The organism is Pseudomonas sp. S06B 330 (assembly GCF_002845275.2).
In the GTDB taxonomy this organism is placed as follows: domain Bacteria; phylum Pseudomonadota; class Gammaproteobacteria; order Pseudomonadales; family Pseudomonadaceae; genus Aquipseudomonas.
Genome location: NZ_CP088149.1, coordinates 4577487 through 4595578 on the forward strand (window position 1 = coordinate 4577487; position 18092 = coordinate 4595578).

An 18092-nucleotide genomic window follows, 5' to 3' on the forward strand; every position below is an offset into this window, starting at 1 on the left:
AGCACACACCGTATGACCCGTTCCCCCTTGCGCCGCTTGATCTTTGGCGCTCTGCGTCGCCTGTTGTACCTGTGGGTTCGCTCCGAGACCATCAATCAGTCGTCCTTCACCCTGAACCTGGATCGCAGCCGGCCGGTGTTCTACGCGTTGCAGTCGCCGTCGTTGACCGACCTGGCCGTGCTCGACCGTGAATGCACCAAAGCCGGGCTACCACGCCCGGTGTTGCCGGTGGCGGTGGGTACCCTAGAAGAGCCGGCCGCGTTCTTCTACCTGACTCCGGAGCCAGACTGGCTAGGTCGCCAGGACAAGCGCGGCGCGCCGCCGACCTTGTCGCGGTTGGTCAATGCCATCAGCCAGCATGCCGAAGAGGACGCACAGATCATTCCGGTCAGCGTGTTCTGGGGCCAGTCGCCAGCCAGTGAATCAAGCCCATGGAAACTACTGTTTGCTGACAGCTGGGCGGTTACCGGTCGCCTACGACGGTTGCTGACCGTGCTGATTCTGGGCCGCAAGACCCGTGTGCAGTTTTCCGCCCCCATTCACCTGCGCGAGCTGGTGCAGCACAACAAAGGCCACGAGCGCACGGTACGCATGGCCCAGCGCATGCTGCGGGTACACTTTCGCAACCTCAAGACCGCCGTCATCGGCCCGGACATTTCGCACCGCCGCAACCTGGTCAAAGGCCTGGTCCACGACCCACTGGTGCGCCAAGCCATCGCCGATGAGGCCGAGCGCGAGAAAATCCCCCTGGCCAAGGCTGAAGCCCAGGCCCTGCGCTACGGCAACGAAATTGCCTCGGACTACACCTATACCGCCATTCGCTTTCTCGAAGTGATACTCAGCTGGTTCTGGAACAAGATCTACGACGGTATCAAGGTCAACCATATCGAGCAGGTCCAGGGCATTGCCCCAGGCCATGAAGTCATCTACGTGCCCTGCCACCGTAGCCATATCGATTACCTGCTGCTGTCGTACCTGCTGTTTCGCAACGGCCTTACCCCGCCGCACATCGCCGCCGGGATCAACCTCAACATGCCAGTGATCGGCGGCCTGCTGCGTCGCGGCGGGGCCTTCTTCATGCGCCGTACTTTCAAGGGGAATCCGCTGTACACGGCAGTGTTCAACGAATACCTGCACACCTTGTTCACCAAGGGTTTCCCAGTAGAGTACTTTGTCGAAGGCGGGCGCTCACGCACCGGGCGCATGCTGCAACCGAAGACTGGCATGCTGGCCATTACCCTGCGCAGTTATTTGCGCTCTTCGCGCACGCCGATCGTCTTCGTCCCGGTGTATATCGGCTACGAGCGCGTGCTTGAGGGGCGCACCTACCTGGGCGAACTGCGTGGCGCGAGCAAGAAGAAAGAGTCGATCTTCGACATCTTCAAAGTCATCGGCGCGCTCAAGCAGCGGTTCGGTCAGGTGGCCGTGAATTTCGGCGAGCCGATCCGCCTTGGCGCCTTCCTCGACCAACAGCAGCCTGGCTGGCGCGAACAGGCGCACGCCCCGCAGTTCCGCCCAAGCTGGCTCAACGAAACCACCTCACGCCTGGGTGAGAAGGTTGCACGCCACCTCAATGAAGCGGCCGCAATCAACCCGGTCAATCTGGTGGCCCTGGCCTTGCTGTCCACCAGCCGCCTGGCGCTTGACGAACGCGCCCTGGCGCGGGTGCTGGATCTGTACCTGGCGTTGCTGCGCAGCGTACCGTACTCGCCGCACACCACTTTGCCCGAAGGTGATGGCCTGGCTCTGATCAGTTACGTCAAGGGTATGGACCTGCTGGCTGAGCAAAGTGATGCGCTGGGCAGGATTCTCTACCTGGACGAGCAGAATGCGGTACTGATGACCTATTACCGCAACAACGTCCTACACATCGTTGCCCTGCCGGCGCTGCTGGCCAGCTTTTTCCAGAGCAGCTCACGCATGAGCCGCGACCTGATCCTGCAATACACCCGAGCGCTGTACCCGTACCTGCAGTCGGAGCTGTTCATTCGCTGGGACCTCGAAGAGCTGGACGACGTCGTTGATCAATGGCTGCAAGCCTTTGTCGAGCAGGGGCTGCTGCGTTACGAAAATGGCGTGTACCTGCGTCCAGCGCCAAGCTCACGACAGTTTGTGCTGCTGACCCTGCTGGCGCGGGCCATCACCCAGACGCTGCAGCGTTTCTACATGGCCACGGCCCTGCTGCTTAACAGTGGCCAGCACACCTTAAGCGCCGAAGAACTGGAGGATCTGTGCGTGATCATGGCCCAGCGCCTGTCGATCTTGCATGGGCTCAATGCGCCGGAGTTTTTCGACAAGACCCTGTTCCGCCACTTTATCCAGACCCAGATCAAACAAGGCGTGCTGCGCCCGGATACCCATGGCAAGCTCGGTTACCACGAGAAACTCAGTGAGCTGGCAGAGGGTGCGGCCAAGCGTGTGCTGTCCGCTGAGATTCGCCTGTCGATCCGTCAGGTGGCCTTGCACCGCAGCGAGGATATTCCCGAAACAACGGCATAGTCCTAACTGACTGTGTCTTGGAGTAATACGACTTAACCGGTTGGCTGCCGCTGCTGCGGCACCTTCCTCAAGGAGCTTTAGATGAAAAAACTGTCCCTGATCCTACTGGGTAGCCTGCTCGCCGCCTGCAGCAGTAACCCCTCGCCCCCCAAGGCCAGCCTGGAAGGCGAAGTGTTCTACCTCCAGCGCATTGCCCTGCCGCCTGCCGCCACGCTGAGTGTCGCGTTGCAGGACGTGTCGTTGATGGACGCACCGGCGGTGACCCTGGCCAGCCAGAACGGTCCGATCAAGGGCAACGTCCCGCTGCCTTTCCATTTGAACTACGACCCGGCCCAAGTCAAGCCTGGCCACCGCTACGCAATCAGCGCGCGAATCGAGCTGGATGGCAAGCTTTTGTTCATCAACACCGAACACCATGGCGTGCAACTTGATGGCAACGATCCGCAACCGTTGCGTATCAAGGTCGATGCTGTTCGCTGATAGCCCGACGTGATTTTTGATAAGGATGCTGCCATGTTCCGCCCTGCTCTTACCTTTACCGGCCTGTGCGCCGGCCTCTTGCTGTCGGCCAACGCCTTGGCGTTGTCGCTCAGCGATCTGTCGCAAAAAGACGCCTCTGGTGGCTTGAAAGATGCCCTGACCCAAGGCGCTCAGGTTGCCGTGAAGCAACTGGGTACTCCTGGGGGGTTCAGCAACAACCCTGAGGTGCGCATCGAATTGCCGGGCAAGCTCGGCAAAGTCGCAAAGAAAATGAAGCAGTTCGGTATGGGCGCCGAGGTCGACGCACTTGAAGCCAGCATGAACCAGGCCGCTGAGGCCGCTATGCCTCAGGCCCAGGCGCTACTGGTCGATGCCGTGAAGAAAATGACTGTCGATGATGCCAAGGGCATTCTCGCTGGCGGCAATGACTCAGCCACCCAATACCTGAACAAGACCAGCCGCGAGCAGATCCGCGCCAAGTTCTTGCCGATCGTCAAGAAGGCGACCGATCAGGTCGGCGTGGCTCAGCAGTACAACAGCTTTGCCGGGCAAGCGGCAGCATTTGGCGTGTTGGATGCCAAGAGTGCCAATGTCGAAGGTTACGTGACCGAGCAAGCGCTCAATGGTCTGTTTGAAATGATTGCCAAGCAGGAAGAAGGCATTCGCCAGAACCCGGCGGCAGCAGCTACCGGCCTGGCCAAGAAGGTCTTTGGCGCACTGTAAGCTACCACGGGGCTGCTTTCGCAGCCCCTCGCCGGCAAGGCCGGCTCCCACAGGTGTTGCAAGCAATGATCACCTTGCGGAAGCTGGTCTTGCCACCGTCAAGCCTTCTTCACCCTGAACCACGCCGCATACAGTGCCGGCAGGAACAACAGCGTCAACGCCGTCGCCACGATCAACCCGCCCATGATCGCCACCGCCATCGGTCCGAAGAACACGCTGCGTGACAGCGGGATCATCGCCAGCACGGCAGCCAGCGCGGTGAGTACGATAGGCCGGAAACGTCGCACCGTCGCTTCGATGATTGCCTGCCAGCGGTCCAGCCCCGCAGCAATGTCCTGTTCGATCTGATCGACCAGGATCACTGAGTTGCGCATGATCATCCCTGACAAGGCAATGGTTCCCAGCATGGCGACAAAACCAAACGGCTGGCGGAACACCAGCAGGAACAAGGTCACCCCGATCAGCCCCAGTGGTGCGGTGAGGAACACCATCACCGTGCGTGAAAAGCTGCGCAGTTGCAGCATCAGCAAGGTCAGCACCACGACGATGAACAGCGGCACACCGGCATTGACCGACTTCTGTCCTCGGGTAGAGTCTTCCACCGTACCACCGACGTCCAACAGGTAACCATCCGGCAACTCGGCACGCACCGCATCCAGGGTCGGCAGGATTTGCTTGACCAGGGTGACCGGTTGTTCTTTGCCGTAGATATCAGCACGCACGGTGACGTTGGGCAGGCGATTACGGTGCCAGATGATGCCTTCCTCGAAACCGTATTCCAACGTCGCCACCTGCGACAGGGCAACACTGCGACCATTGTCGGTCGGCACCGCCAGGCTCGGCAGATTGGCAAGCTCGGTACGCTCCTGTTGGGTACCACGCAGGAGGATCTCGATCAGCTCGTTGTCTTCACGGAACTGACTGACCGACGACCCGGTTAGCGAGCTCTGCAGGAACTTGGCCAGGTTGGCGGTACTCACCCCAAGCGCACGAGCGCGGTCTTGGTCGATATTGAGGTAGACCACCTTGCTCGGCTCTTCCCAGTCCAGGTGCACGTTGACCACATGTGGGTTCTCGCGGACCTTGGCCGCCACCTTGCGCGCCAAGGCACGAACCTGCTCGATATGCTCCCCCGTGACCCGGAACTGCACCGGATAACCCACTGGTGGACCGTTTTCCAGACGCGTGACCCGCGAACGCAGGTCTGGGAACTGCTCATCGAGGGTGGCAATCAACCAACTGCGTAGCGCTTCACGCTCTTCAATGGTTTTTGCCAGAACCACGAATTGAGCGAAGCTGGCGGCCGGCAATTGCTGATCCAGCGGCAGGTAAAAACGTGGCGAACCGGTGCCTACATAGGCGACGTAGTTGTCGATACCCGCGCGGTCTTTAAGCATCGCCTCCAGGCGCTTGACCTGCTCGGCGGTATTGCTCAGCGATGCGCCTTCGGCCAGTTTCAAGTCGACCATCAGTTCCAGTCGCCCGGAAGCCGGGAAGAATTGCTGGGGCACGAATCGGAACAGCACGATGCTGCCAATGAACAGCGCAAGAGTCGCCACGATTACCGTTTTGCGCCGCTCCACACACCACCCGACCAGGCGCCGAACCCGTTGGTAGAACGGCGTGCCGTAGGGGTCAGGGCCGCCTTCAGCGGTGCCATGCTTGGCCGCATGCAGCTTGGCCAGGTCGGGCAGCAGCCGCTGGCCCAAATACGGCACAAACACCACGGCGGCAATCCACGAGGCAATCAGGGCGATGGTCACCACCTGGAAAATCGAACGGGTGTACTCACCGGTGCTGGACTGAGCGGTGGCGATAGGCAAAAAGCCTGCTGCCGTGATCAAGGTGCCGGTGAGCATCGGAAACGCGGTGCTGGTCCAGGCATAACTGGCGGCTTTGATCCGGTCATAACCCTGCTCCATCTTGATCGCCATCATCTCCACGGCGATGATCGCGTCGTCCACCAGCAACCCCAGGGCCAGTACCAGTGCCCCGAGAGAAATCTTGTGCAGGCCGATGCCGAGGTAATACATGGTGGCAAAGGTCATCGCCAACACCAGGGGAATCGCCAGGGCTACCACCAGGCCGGTGCGCATGCCGAGCGAGAAGAAACTCACCAGCAACACGATCGCCAGTGCCTCGACCAGCACCTGGACAAATTCACCGACCCCGGTTTTCACCGCCGCTGGCTGATCCGAAACCTTGCGCAACTCCATACCGGCCGGGAGATTATTGGCAATACGGGCGAACTCGGCTTCCAGCGCCTTGCCCAGCACCAGAATGTCGCCACCGGCTTTCATCGACACGGCGAGGCCAATGGCATCTTGGCCCATGAAGCGCATGCGTGGCGCGGGTGGGTCGTTGAACCCACGACGCACCTGAGCCACATCACCGATACGGAACGTACGGTCACCCACCCGGATGGGGAACTGTTCTATCTGCTCGACGGTGTCAAAGCGCCCACTTACCCGCAGTTGCAAGCGCTCACTGGGGGTCTCGAAGAAACCGGCGGTGCTGACCGCGTTCTGCTCCTCAAGCGCCTGTTGTACGGCTGCCAGAGGTAAACCGAGGGTGGCCAGTTTGAGGTTGGACAGCTCGATCCAGATCTTTTCATCCTGCAAGCCGAGCAACTCGACCTTGCCCACATCCTTGACCCGTTGCAGTTGGATCTGCACGCGGTCGGCGTAATCCTTGAGCACGGCATAGTCGAAACCTTCGCCGGTCAGCGCATAGATATTGCCGAAGGTGGTGCCGAACTCATCGTTGAAAAACGGCCCTTGAATGCCGGGGGGCAGAGTATGACGAATATCAGCGACTTTCTTGCGGATCTGATACCAAAGCTCGGGAATATCAGCCGAGTGCATTGAATCACGGGCTATAAAGGTGACTTGCGACTCACCGGGGCGGGAGAAAGAAACAATCCTCTCGTACTCACCGGTCTCCATCAGCTTTTTTTCGATGCGCTCGGTGACCTGCCGCGAGACTTCCTCAGCGCTGGCGCCGGGCCAGAGGGTGCGAATCACCATGGCTTTGAAGGTGAAGGGCGGGTCTTCGCTCTGCCCCAGTTTGGTGTAAGACAAAGCGCCGACCATAGCCAGCAGAATCATCAGGAACAGCACAATTTGCCGGTTGCGCAGCGCCCAGGCGGAAAGGTTGAAACCCATCGGGACTTACTCCTTGGCCGCCAGATTCACCACACGATTGGAACGATCTACCGGTCGTACCTGCTGCCCCTCCTGGAGCACATGCACACCGGCCGCCACGACCCAGTCCGACGCATTGAGGCCTTCAAGCACCGGCACACTGTTTTCACCATAGGCGCCCACCCGTACCGGAACACGCTTGAGGGTATTGTTGGCATCCACCCGCCAGACGTAGGTCTGGCCGTTTTCAGCGGTCAACGCCGACAGGGGTACTGCCAGCGGCACCTGCTGATCATGCTGGATAAACACCCGGGCACTCTGCCCCAATTCCGCTGGCACCTTGCCGGCGCTGAAGGCGATCCGTGCAGCGAAGGTCCGCGAGCGTGGATCGGCCGACGGTGACAATTCACGAATACGGCCGTTGAAACGCTGATCCGGTTGCGACCACAACTCGACCGACACCGGTTGACCGACTTTGAAACGGCCGAAATGCTGCTCCGGCAAGCCGATCAGCACTTCGCGCTCACCGTCAGTGGCCAGGGTAAACACCGTCTGACCCGCCGACACCACCTGCCCTACCTCAACCTGGCGCTTGGCGATCACCCCATCCTGGGAGGCACGCAGCACCGCATACTCAGCCTGGTTGCCGGCCACATCAAATTCGGCACGCACCTGCTTGAGCCGGGCCAGGCCGGCGCGGTAAAGGTTTTCCGCGTTGTCGTACTGCGAACGACTGACCATCTGCCGCTCCAGCAGCGTCTTGTAGCGATCCCGCTCAGTCTTGACCAAATTAAGGTTGGCTTCAGCGGCAGCCAACTGCGCGCGGCTGGCCTCCAACTGCAGGCGCACATCCTGTGGGTCGAGTTCGGCCAATGGCTGCTCAGCCTTGACCCGCTGCCCCTCCTCCACCAAGCGTTTGCTGACCTTGCCGGCAATGCGGAAGGCCAACTCCGGCTCAAAGCGCGCGCGTACCTCACCCGGGTAGCTGTCGGCAGCGGCGCTGGCCGGTTGCGGCTGCACCACCATGGCAGGACGCAGGGAAGTCTGCGGCGCACTCTCCTGCCCGCAGGCAGTGAGCAACAGGGCAAACGCAAGGGGCGCAGCGAGGGGCAAGGCAAGGCGCAACATGATGAATGACCTTTCGCGAGTGACGCTTTGAATATTTATACTCGCGAGTATATTAAATCAGGGAACCAGAGCGGGGAAGCGCCTGCCCAAGAGAAAAAACGTATTAACAGGCGTTGCTTATGACGATATCTGCCTGCTCCGTACGGGTCGGCGATGTACCATGTGCACTTACTGGAATCTGTACAACTGAACATGCCCAACGATCTCACCGCTCCCGTCGGCCCCGGCCGGCCCAAGGACCTGGCTAAACGCCAGGCCATTCTCGAGGCGGCCAAGCAGCTGTTTCTAACGCTTGGTTATGCCAGCACCAGCATGGATGCGGTCGCGACAGCGGCAGGTGTTTCAAAACTCACGGTCTACAGCCACTTCACCGACAAGGAGACGCTGTTCACTGCTGCGATCTCTGCCACCTGCACCGCGCAGTTGCCGGAGCTGATCTTCGAGCTGCCCGACAACGTGCCGCTGGAGCAGGTGCTGCTCAATATCGGCTGTGGTTTTCAGGCATTAATCAGCAGCGAGCAGTCGGTGCAACTGACCCGCCTGATCATGACCCTGGGCACCCAAGACCCCAAGCTCAGCCAGATCTTTTTCGAAGCCGGCCCGTTGCGGGTCCTGCGCGAAATGGAACTGCTGCTGCAGCGCGTCGACCAACGCGGCCTGCTGCGCATCGAGCACCCGGACAAAGCGGCGGAGCACTTCTTCTGCCTGCTTAAGGGCGCGCCGAACTATCGGCTGCTGCTCGGCTATTCCCCGGCCCTGGATACCGAAGCCGCTCACGCCCACGTTACCGAAGTGGTCGCGATGTTCTTGCGCGCTTATCGCCCCTGATCAGGCCTTGAGGGCTTTTTTCGGGTAGATGTCGTAGCGACTCGATTTGCCTTCCAGGCTGTGGCTTGGCTTTGGTCCGTCGATGATCGGCGCCTTGCGCGGGCGCTTGACCACCACCCGATGGCTGGCCAGGGCCAAGGCTGCTTCGAGCAGTGCTGGCGCGTCCAGATCATCACCCACTAACGGGCGAAACACGCGCATTTCCTTTTTCACCAAGGCGCTCTTGTCGCGGTGCGGGAACATCGGGTCGAGGTAGATTACCTGCGGCGGCTCGCCCTGCCAGTTGCGCATGCGCTCGATAGCGTTGCCGGTGAGCAGGTGCATGCGCGACACGATGGGCCCAACCTCGGCATCCTCGGCCGCCCGCGCCAAGCCGTCTTCAAGCAGTGCGGCTACCAGTGGCTGGCGCTCGATCAGGGTCATCTGGCAGCCCAGGCTGGCCAACACGAATGCATCTTTGCCCAACCCCGCGGTGGCATCGAGGACCTGCGGGCGCACGCCCTGGGCGATGCCCACGGCCTTGGCAATCATCTGCCCGCTGCCACCACCAAACACCCTACGGTGCGCTGCCGCACCTTCGACGAAATCAACCCGCACAGGGCCAGGTGCTTGCGGGCCGAGCTGCTGAATTTGCAAGCCACCGGCTCCCACTTGCACAGCGAACCCGGCGTTGTCGTCAACCAACGGCAGATCCAGGCGTTGAGCCCACGCTTGGGCCTTGGCCTGATAATCGGCTGTCAGTGCCTCGACCCGGATACCGCCGTCCGCCAGTTGCTCCACCATCACACCCACTACTCAAAAAAATTAAATGATCGTCGGCCACGGCCGATATACGAAGTATTCGCTATTTTGCCAGACCTTCACGGCCCGCGACTGCCATGACCGACATTCTTCAGCTCAGCTCAGGTTACTTATCGCCCGTTGGCGATTATGGCCGGCACAATACCCAGGCACTGGGCGGCGTCAGCCACCTGTGGCAGGATTTTTTTGCCCGCGCCCTGGCCGAGCAACAAGCCGAAGGCAGCCAGGCTGGCGGCATGGCCCCCGAGCAATTCGACAAGATCACCGGTGAGCCCCTGAGCGGCAGCCAGGTGCTGGCACAGATTCACACTCAGCGCCTGTGCAACGTGCAGGAAACCGAGATCGCGCCCCCTGAGCCGTTGTTCCTGCCGATTGCCGAGTTCGAACCAGAACTGCTGGAAAAACTCGCCCCGCCATTCAGTGCAATTGAACTGATCGAACAGCAGCGTCAGTTGGACATCAGTAACACCTGGGTTCGTCCGGTAGTCATGAGCCAGGGCCATCCGCTGCCTGAGCCTGGGCCGGGCCCTGCGCCAAAATCACTGTACCTGCCCATTGCCGAGCTTGAAGCTGATCTGCTGGACACGGCGCCAGAGCCCTTCGATGAGCCGACACTGGTTGCCCAGCAATCAGCCCTGGACTTCGACACCCGTTGGGCCCGTCCCGTCGTGCTTAACAACGTACGCATCGCCGCCTGAGCCTCAGCGACAGATCTGCCAAAGACCCATGTCCAGGTGAAAGTGATTGCGATGCGCGGCGTTGTACTCCGGCCCCAGCACGGTATTGAAGCTGTCACAGGCGCCGGCATGCACCTCGCGTAGAAAACGCGCCTTGGCGCCCTCACCTTTCCAGTCGTTCAATAAATTGATCCGTTGTCCGTCCGCCAGGCGAAAGCCGGCGATGTCCAGGGCATTGGCCGAGGCATGCTGACTAAGCCGAGCGTTCTTGCGGTTGTAGACATTGCGACAGGCAAAGCTGCCCAGATGATCGACCTGCACCACTGCCTGGGAAAACGCGCGCTGCGCCGCCGGTTGCAAGGCATGACGCTCGAACAGGGCATAGGCCACCGCCAAAGGACAGGAGGCAAGAAAGCTGCTGCTCAGGCGCACGGATGAACCTTCGACCCGCAACACGTTCTGCAACGGACAAGGCGCCTGTGCCGGACTGTCAGCTTGGGGCCGATAGCGCAGCTCGGAGGTCGCCAACGCCTGGGCGCAGCGTTGGGGATCATCATCCAGGCGGCTCAACTTATAAGGCGTCAGCAGGTTCGGTGGCAGGCGCACATCAAGCACAGCCCAAGGGTTCCAGGCGTCAGGCAAGCGCACACCCTGATACCAGGCAAACAGCGCCGCCGCCACCAGCAACAGACACAGCAGCAGGCCTTTGCCCATGCTCGATCAGCGCCTGAACAGTTGGTTCAGCTGATCAAAGCTCAGTGCCTGCTCACCATAGCTGAAACGGCCCTGCCCTTTGATCTCCTCGGCGGCGCGATAGAACGCCCCATAGGCAGCACGAGCCAATGACGAACCAACGCTGATCCGCCGAACGCCCAGGTCCTGCAACTGATTAACGCTCAGATCCACACCAGACATGCCCATCAGTACGTTTACAGGTTTGGGTGCCACGGCCTGGACCACCGCACGAATTTCTTCAGCGGTGCGCAACCCTGGCGCATAGAGCACATCAGCACCGGCCTCAGCGAAGGCTTGCAGCCTAGCAATGGTGTCGTCCAGGTCCAGGCGCCCGTGCAACAGGTTTTCGGCGCGGGCACAGAGCATGAACGGGAAGTCCAGACTACGGGCGGCCGCTACGGCAGCCTCAACCCGCTCCACGGCGTGGTGAAAGCTGTAAATGGGGTCTTCACTGTTACCGCTAGCATCCTCGATAGAGCCACCCACCAACCCTGCCTGTGCCGCCTGCAAGATGGCATCGGCGCAGCCCTTGGGATCGTCGCTAAAACAATTCTCCAGATCGGCGGCCACCGGCAAGGCCGTGGCATCGACAATGGCGCGGGCATTGTCGAGGGTTTCTTCCAGGCTCATGGCGCCTTCGGCGTCCGGTCGCCCTAGGGAGAAGGCCAGGCCGGCACTGGTGGTGGCCAGGGCCTCGAAGCCCAGGCTCGCTAACAACTTGGCGGAACCAGCATCCCAAGGGTTGGGGATAACGAACGCGACTTCGCGTTCATGCAAGGCTTTAAAGGCTTCGGCACGCAGGGTTTGTACATCCATGATCACAGCTCCCGGGCAGACGGCAGGACGCGTTCAGAGCAGACCGAGTTGTTCGGCCTCAGGCGTCCTGTCCAGTTCAGGCAAAGCCGGCAACCCCGGCAGACGCTCCATCAGTCCACGATGAAAACGCTGCGCCAGCGCTGCGGCCAGGCGATTATCAGCAGTATGCAGGAAAACATAGGGGCTGCGACCTTCCTCGATCCAGGCCGCAACCTTGTCCAGCCATGGCAATAGAAAGGGCTCGTTGGCCGCCAGTTCCGGATGACCGATGAAGCGCACCTGCGGATGCTGGCTGAAAGCTGTGGGACGCGGCGGCACCCGCGGTTTTTTCGCCTGGGCATGGAGCACCCCCAGTTCACGTGAGGTACAGCTGAACAACGCGCGCGGGTCCAGGCAGATACGTTCGACACCCCGCTCAAGCAGCAAGCGATTGAGCAGGCGCTCTTCTTCACCCTTGGCAAAGAAAGCCTGGTTGCGCACTTCGACCGCGATAGGCACGCCAACCTCGTCGATAAACGCCACTAACTCTGCCAAGCGGGCCGGGCTAAACGCCGCCGGCAATTGCAGCCAGTAGGGCGCAACCCGTGCACCCAGTGGTTTGAGCAGCTCAATGAAGGTTTGCGCCGCGACCAATTGCTCCCGCAGGTCCCCACCATGGCTGATATCACCGGGAAACTTGGCAGTGAAACGAAAGTGCGCGGGCATGATCTGGGCCCAGCGCTCGAGAGTAGCCGGGGCCGGGCGGGCATAAAAGGTGGTGTTGCCTTCTACGGCATTGAAGACCTGGCTGTAGAGGCCAAGAAAATCCCCGCTTTTAGCGTCAGCCGGGTACAGGTACTCGCGCCAGGCGTTTTCACTCCAGGACGGGCAACCGAGAAAATAGGGCAGTGTAGACAGACTCATCCATCAAATGTACAGGTCCAACCCCAGCACTTCCATCTCCCAGTCAACGAAACCTGCGGTGGTCAGGTAACTGGTAAGGGCCTGGGCGGTGCGTTTATTGCGTGCACGGGGAAAGATCATGTCTTGCTGACGGGCCGGCAATCCACCTCTGCGGGCCTGGCCAGTGCTGGCCTGCGGCTGCACTTCGAACTCGCCCGGCAAATCCTCGTCCACGTCATCACTACGAACCGGTGCTTTGCGCGGGGCCCGCTTGATGGGGTAGGACTGTGAGGAAAAACCGTCGATACGCATGGCGATCTTCTCAGGAGCAATGATGGCAATTTAGCAGCATCAGAGTACCTACGCTAATGCCCGACTGATAACTGGACCACAGTTCGGGCAAAAGGTTTTATTTGGCCTGGGAATAACCGATGAACAGCACTCAGCGCGCTTTCGGTGTCGCCACGTTGTCACGCAGGTACACAGGTTGCGCGAGATCAGCGGCGATCGCCTCACCACGCTGCCAGGCAAAGGTGGCCAGGCTCAGCAGGTCCAGGGCATGCGGTAACAATGTTGCATCCTGGCCACTGAGTACCACCGGGATACGCTCAGCATAGCCCCAGCCAGTACCGGCGCCAAACCACTCGCCGCTAGCGTCCTCCGGCAATACGGCACGCTCCGGTGGCAACACCGCTTCGCTACCGAGCAAACGCATTTCGCCGTCGACTTGCTGATAGCAGCCCCAGTACACCTCATCCATGCGCGCATCGATGGCTGCTGCGACCTGACTTGCACCCTGCTCGCGCAAGGCACGCTGGGCCAGCACCGCCAGGTTCGACACCGGCAGCACGGGGCGCTCCAAGGCAAAGGCCAAGCCTTGCACGACACCGATGGCAATGCGCACACCAGTGAACGCGCCTGGCCCACGACCAAAGGCAATGGCATCGACGGCCGACAGTGTCGTGCCGGCATCGGCCAACAACTGCTGGATCATCGGTAGCAGCTTCTGCGCGTGCAGGCGCGGGATCACCTCGTAATGGCTGGAAACCTTGCCGTCATGCAGCAAGGCAACGGAGCAGGCTTCAGTGGCGGTATCCAGGGCCAGCAAGGTGGTCATCGGTGTATCCAGGCGAGAGAAAAAAGAGCGGCATTATAAACAACAACGGCCCGCAAGCGGGCCGTTGTCTGCACCAACAGGTCGTGATCAGCCCAGAGCGGCCAGAACCTTAGCGGTGATCGCGTCGACCGAGCCAACGCCTTCAATATGGGCGTACTTCGGCTTGCCGCCGTTAGCAGCCGACAGCTTCTGGTAGAAGTCTACCAGTGGCTTGGTCTGCTCGTGGTAGACCGACAGGCGATGACGCACGGTTTCTTCGGTGTCGTCTTTACGCTGCACCAGCGCTTCACCGGTTTCGTCGTCCTGGCCTGCCACTTTCGGCGGGTTGTAGACCACATGGTAAACGCGGCCCGAACCTTCGTGAACGCGGCGACCAGCAATACGCTGAACGATTTCTTCGTCTTCAACGGCGATTTCAACCACAGCATCCAGCTCGACGCCATTGGTCACCAGCGCTTGCGCCTGAGGAATGGTGCGTGGGAAACCGTCGAACAGGAAGCCGTTCGCGCAGTCAGGCTGAGCAATGCGGTCCTTGACCAGGTTGATGATCAGCTCGTCGGAAACCAGCTTGCCAGCGTCCATGATCGCCTTGGCTTCGAGGCCCAGCGGAGTGCCGGCCTTGACTGCGGCGCGCAGCATGTCGCCAGTGGAGATCTGTGGAATACCGAATTTTTCGGTGATGAACTTTGCCTGAGTACCTTTACCGGCCCCGGGAGCTCCCAGCAGAATCACGCGCATATTGTGCTCCTCATTTTTGTAAGCAAATCAGTGGATTCGGCGCAGAGGGCCAAGTCCGGAATTGGGTCATGACCACAAATCGGTCAAAAGGCTGCTCAAGATACACAGCGCCTTCAAGCCACACAAGCGGTCGAAAGTCGGAAAAATCTCTGCACACGGGGCTGGCAAAGCACCGGTTGCGCCGAGCGCAACCTATTGCTTTGCAAGCATTCTCATCGTTCTTGAACGATACTTGGCGTCCCCGTGTTTACGATCAACCGGTGTTGCGCAAGCCTGCCGCAATACCGGCCACAGTGACCAGCAAGGCCTGTTCCAGCGGGCTATCCAGAGCGGCTTCGCGCTGGCGTGAACGGGCCAGCAGCTCGGCCTGCAATAGATGTAGCGGGTCCAGGTAGGTGTTACGCAAACGGATGAATTCCAGGGTCTCTGGGCTGTGCGCCAGTAGCACCGGCTGCCCGGTCAGACCCAGTACCACGTGGCAGGCCTGCGACAATAGGTCGCGCAAATGTGCACCCAAAGGTCGCAGTTCTGGTTGCACTAGACGTTCGTCGTAGGAGCGGGCGATCTCGGCATCGGCCTTGGCCAGTACCATTTCCAGCATGTCGATACGGGTGCGGAAAAACGGCCATTGTTCGCGCATCTCGGCCAGCAACGGGCCCTGTCCGCGCGTCAGCGCATTATTGAGTGCCGCTTCCCAGCCGAGCCAGGCCGGCAACATCAAACGGGTCTGGGTCCAGCCAAAGATCCACGGAATCGCCCGCAGGCTTTCTATACCACCGGCACGGCGCTTGGCCGGACGGCTGCCCAACGGCAGGCGACCCAGTTCCTGCTCCGGAGTGGACTGACGAAAGTACTCGACGAACTCGGGGTTGTCACGCACCACGCCGCGGTAGGCCTTGACGCCGTCGGCGGCCAATTCGTCCATGAGCACACGCCAGGCCGGTTGCGGCGGTGGTGGCGGCAACAACGTCGCTTCCAGTACCGCGGCCAGGTACAGGTTGAGGTTCTGTTCAGCGATGTCCGGCAGACCGAACTTGAAGCGGATCATCTCGCCCTGTTCGGTGGTACGGAAACGCCCGGCCACCGACCCTGGTGGCTGTGAAAGGATCGCCGCGTGGGCCGGGCCACCGCCGCGTCCGACAGTGCCGCCACGCCCATGAAACAACAACAGTTCGACCTGTTGTTCGCGACAGATCCGCACCAACGTCTCCTGGGCCCGGTACTGGGCCCAGGCCGCCGCCGTAGTGCCAGCGTCCTTGGCCGAATCGGAATAGCCGATCATCACTTCCTGCGGGCCGTGCAAGCCGGCGCGATAACCCGGCAAGCCGAGCAGACGCTCCATGACCGGTCCGGCGTTATCCAGGTCAGCCAGGGTTTCAAACAGCGGCACCACGCGCATAGGCCGCCGTACACCTGCTTCTTTGAGCAGCAGTTGCACGGCGAGCACATCAGAAGCGGCACCGGCCATGGAGATCACATAAGAGCCCAGGGAGGCGGCAGGTGCGGCGGCGATTTCCCGACACGTGGCCAACACCTCGGCCGTATCAGCCTGGGGCTTGAAGTCTCCAGGCAACAGCGGGCGACGGCTGTTGAGTTCTTGTTGGAGGAAGGCAATACGCGCGTCTTCGTCCCAATCGGTATAACGCCCCAAGCCCAGGTACTCGGTGATCTCACTGAGCGCCGCCGTGTGTCGGGCGGCATCCTGACGTACGTCCAGGCGCACCAGGAACAGGCCGAAGGTGACTGCCCGGCGTAGACAGTCAAGCAATGGACCATTGGCGATCACGCCCATGCCGCAGGCATGCAAAGACTCGAAACACAGGTGCAGGGGCTCAAACAGGTCATGGTTGTCTTGCAGAACCAAGGGCGATGGCGCTTGCGCCGAGGTCAACGCACTATGCGCCCAGCTACGGGTTTCGCGCAGGCGATCACGCAACTGTTTGAGCAGCGCGCGGTAAGGCTCGGCAGACTCGCCCACCTTGGCCCTGAGTGCCTCGCTGGCCTGCTGCATGGACAGTTCCGAGGCCAGGGCATCGATATCACGCAGGAACAAGTCAGCGGCCATCCAGCGCGCCAGCAACAGCACCTCGCGGGTCACCGCGGCGGTGACATTGGGATTGCCGTCACGGTCGCCGCCCATCCACGAGGCAAAGCGGATTGGCGCAGCCTCAAGCGGCAAGTGCAGGCCAGTGGCTGCGTGCAGGGCTTTGTCGACTTTGCCCAGATGATGAGGAATGGCCTGCCAGAGCGAATGCTCGATCACCGCAAAACCCCACTTGGCTTCGTCCACCGGCGTTGGCCGGGTGCGGCGGATTTCCTCGGTATGCCAGGCTTCGGCGATCAAGCGCTGCAAGCGTTCACGGACCTGCTCGCGTTCTGCGGGAATCAGGTCACGATGATCCTGAGCGGCCAATTGTACGGCAATGGCATCGTACTTCTGGATCAGCGTGCGGCGCGCCACTTCGGTGGGGTGGGCGGTCAGCACCAGTTCAATGCTCAGCTTGCCCACCTGACGCGCCAGCGCATCGTCGCTGTGCCCGGCGGCCTTGAGTCGCGCCAGCAGCTCAGGCAATACTCGCGATTCAAAGGGTTCGTCCTGGCCGGCATCGCGACGGCGAATCAATTGATACTGCTCGGCGATGTTGGCCAGATTGAGAAACTGGTTGAAGGCCCGCGCCACAGGTAACAGCTCATCTTCGGCGAGGTCGTCGAGGCTTGAGCTCAGCTGCTCGGCACTCCCACTTCGATCAGCCTTGGCGCTGCGGCGAATGGCTTCGATTTTCTGCAGGAACGCTTCGCCGTGCTGCTCACGAATGGTGTCCCCCAACAACTCACCCAGCAAATGAACATCTTCACGCAAGCGCACATCGATATCAGTCATCAGCCTTGTCTCCGGCATTCCTGGAAAACCGCTCTGGGTCCAGAGTGCCCCAGTACCGGTCGTGCTTTCAAGGCAGACCAAAGCCTGCACAGTGTCTACGCTCAAATCAGGTACCCAGGCTTTTACGAGGTGATCATGAAAATCCGCGAGCTTGCGCAGCATTGGGAGCAGAACGCCAAAGGCCGCCTGAGCCCCACCGGCCATGTCCTGCATCTTGACGTGGAATCGGCGGCGCGTCTGGCCGCACTCACCGAGATGTACCCCAAGCGTCGCCCCGAAGAACTGCTCGGTGAATTACTCGGCGCGGCACTGGAAGAGCTGGAAGCGAGCTTTCCCTACATCCAGGGCCAGCAGGTCATTGCCACCGATGAAGAAGGTGATCCGCTTTACGAAGACATCGGCCCGACACCGCGCTTTCTGGCATTGTCCCGTCGTTATCTGCACGACATGAGCAGTCGCAAAGACGAACAACCCCACTGACGCCCCTCCTCCAAGCCGTTAGCGAGCGCCTGAACAGGCGCCCGCATACTACGGCCCGCGCTTGAAGTTCAAAAAATCAAGCTAGCCAATCCGTCGCCAAAACCGGTGAACGTGCAGCAATTTTTCTGAACTATTGAAAAAACGCCAAAGTCAGAACCTGTAGC

16 protein-coding genes are annotated in these 18092 nt (G+C 60.7%); 6 read left to right on the forward strand and 10 right to left on the reverse strand.

The window, feature by feature from the left end:
* Positions 1 to 12: 12 nt before the first annotated feature.
* The 3 genes from plsB (at position 13) to CX511_RS20545 (ending at position 3702) form a co-directional block, all read left to right on the forward strand.
* A complete protein-coding gene (gene plsB, locus CX511_RS20535) occupies positions 13 to 2499 on the forward strand; it encodes a glycerol-3-phosphate 1-O-acyltransferase PlsB (protein ID WP_045189624.1) in 2487 nt (828 codons plus the stop codon).
* An 81-nt stretch (positions 2500 to 2580) separates the two neighbouring features.
* On the forward strand, positions 2581 to 2979 hold the full coding sequence (locus tag CX511_RS20540) for a YbaY family lipoprotein (protein WP_045189622.1): 399 nt from the start codon (positions 2581 to 2583) through the stop codon (positions 2977 to 2979).
* 33 nt (positions 2980 to 3012) lie between these two features.
* A complete protein-coding gene (locus tag CX511_RS20545; protein WP_101292647.1) occupies positions 3013 to 3702 on the forward strand; it encodes a DUF4197 domain-containing protein in 690 nt (229 codons plus the stop codon).
* 98 nt (positions 3703 to 3800) lie between these two features.
* Here the strand turns inward: CX511_RS20545 and CX511_RS20550 are convergent, their stop codons facing one another.
* Entirely contained in the window at positions 3801 to 6866 is a 3066-nt protein-coding gene (locus CX511_RS20550) for an efflux RND transporter permease subunit (protein WP_045189618.1), read from the reverse strand.
* Positions 6867 to 6872: 6 nt separating this feature from the next.
* Positions 6873 to 7973, reverse strand: coding sequence for an efflux RND transporter periplasmic adaptor subunit (locus CX511_RS20555; RefSeq protein WP_101292649.1), 1101 nt, complete (start codon positions 7971 to 7973; stop codon positions 6873 to 6875).
* 192 nt (positions 7974 to 8165) lie between these two features.
* Between CX511_RS20555 and CX511_RS20560 the strand changes: the two genes are divergently transcribed.
* A complete protein-coding gene (locus tag CX511_RS20560; RefSeq protein ID WP_045189612.1) occupies positions 8166 to 8801 on the forward strand; it encodes a TetR/AcrR family transcriptional regulator in 636 nt (211 codons plus the stop codon).
* Here the strand turns inward: CX511_RS20560 and CX511_RS20565 are convergent, their stop codons facing one another.
* On the reverse strand, positions 8802 to 9584 hold the full coding sequence (locus CX511_RS20565) for a class I SAM-dependent methyltransferase (protein ID WP_101292651.1): 783 nt from the start codon (positions 9582 to 9584) through the stop codon (positions 8802 to 8804).
* A 95-nt stretch (positions 9585 to 9679) separates the two neighbouring features.
* On the opposite strand from CX511_RS20565, the gene CX511_RS20570 reads away from it, so the two are divergent.
* Complete coding sequence (locus tag CX511_RS20570) at positions 9680 to 10300, forward strand: hypothetical protein (RefSeq protein WP_045189608.1); 621 nt, start codon at positions 9680 to 9682, stop codon at positions 10298 to 10300.
* 3 nt (positions 10301 to 10303) lie between these two features.
* Here CX511_RS20570 and CX511_RS20575 read toward each other — a convergent pair whose 3' ends face one another.
* The 7 genes from CX511_RS20575 to ppc form a co-directional block, all read right to left on the reverse strand.
* Positions 10304 to 10993, reverse strand: coding sequence for an extensin-like domain-containing protein (locus CX511_RS20575; protein WP_101292653.1), 690 nt, complete (start codon positions 10991 to 10993; stop codon positions 10304 to 10306).
* Between the two features lie 6 nt (positions 10994 to 10999).
* Complete coding sequence (locus tag CX511_RS20580; protein ID WP_045189604.1) at positions 11000 to 11830, reverse strand: isocitrate lyase/PEP mutase family protein; 831 nt, start codon at positions 11828 to 11830, stop codon at positions 11000 to 11002.
* 33 nt (positions 11831 to 11863) lie between these two features.
* Entirely contained in the window at positions 11864 to 12733 is an 870-nt protein-coding gene (locus tag CX511_RS20585) for a DUF72 domain-containing protein (RefSeq protein WP_101292655.1), read from the reverse strand.
* Between the two features lie 3 nt (positions 12734 to 12736).
* Complete coding sequence (locus tag CX511_RS20590; protein WP_101292657.1) at positions 12737 to 13024, reverse strand: hypothetical protein; 288 nt, start codon at positions 13022 to 13024, stop codon at positions 12737 to 12739.
* 130 nt (positions 13025 to 13154) lie between these two features.
* Positions 13155 to 13829, reverse strand: a complete 675-nt coding sequence (tsaB, locus tag CX511_RS20595) for a tRNA (adenosine(37)-N6)-threonylcarbamoyltransferase complex dimerization subunit type 1 TsaB (RefSeq protein WP_045189597.1) — start codon at positions 13827 to 13829, stop codon at positions 13155 to 13157.
* Positions 13830 to 13916: 87 nt separating this feature from the next.
* Positions 13917 to 14567 (reverse strand): adenylate kinase, encoded by a 651-nt coding sequence (adk, locus tag CX511_RS20600; RefSeq protein WP_045189595.1) that lies wholly within the window; start codon positions 14565 to 14567, stop codon positions 13917 to 13919.
* A 253-nt stretch (positions 14568 to 14820) separates the two neighbouring features.
* The gene (gene ppc, locus CX511_RS20605) at positions 14821 to 17448 is read right to left on the reverse strand and encodes a phosphoenolpyruvate carboxylase (RefSeq protein WP_101292659.1); all 2628 of its coding nucleotides are present in this window, start codon (positions 17446 to 17448) and stop codon (positions 14821 to 14823) included.
* 135 nt (positions 17449 to 17583) lie between these two features.
* On the opposite strand from ppc, the gene CX511_RS20610 reads away from it, so the two are divergent.
* Positions 17584 to 17928, forward strand: a complete 345-nt coding sequence (locus CX511_RS20610; RefSeq protein ID WP_045189592.1) for a hypothetical protein — start codon at positions 17584 to 17586, stop codon at positions 17926 to 17928.
* The last annotated feature ends 164 nt before the right edge of the window (positions 17929 to 18092 follow it).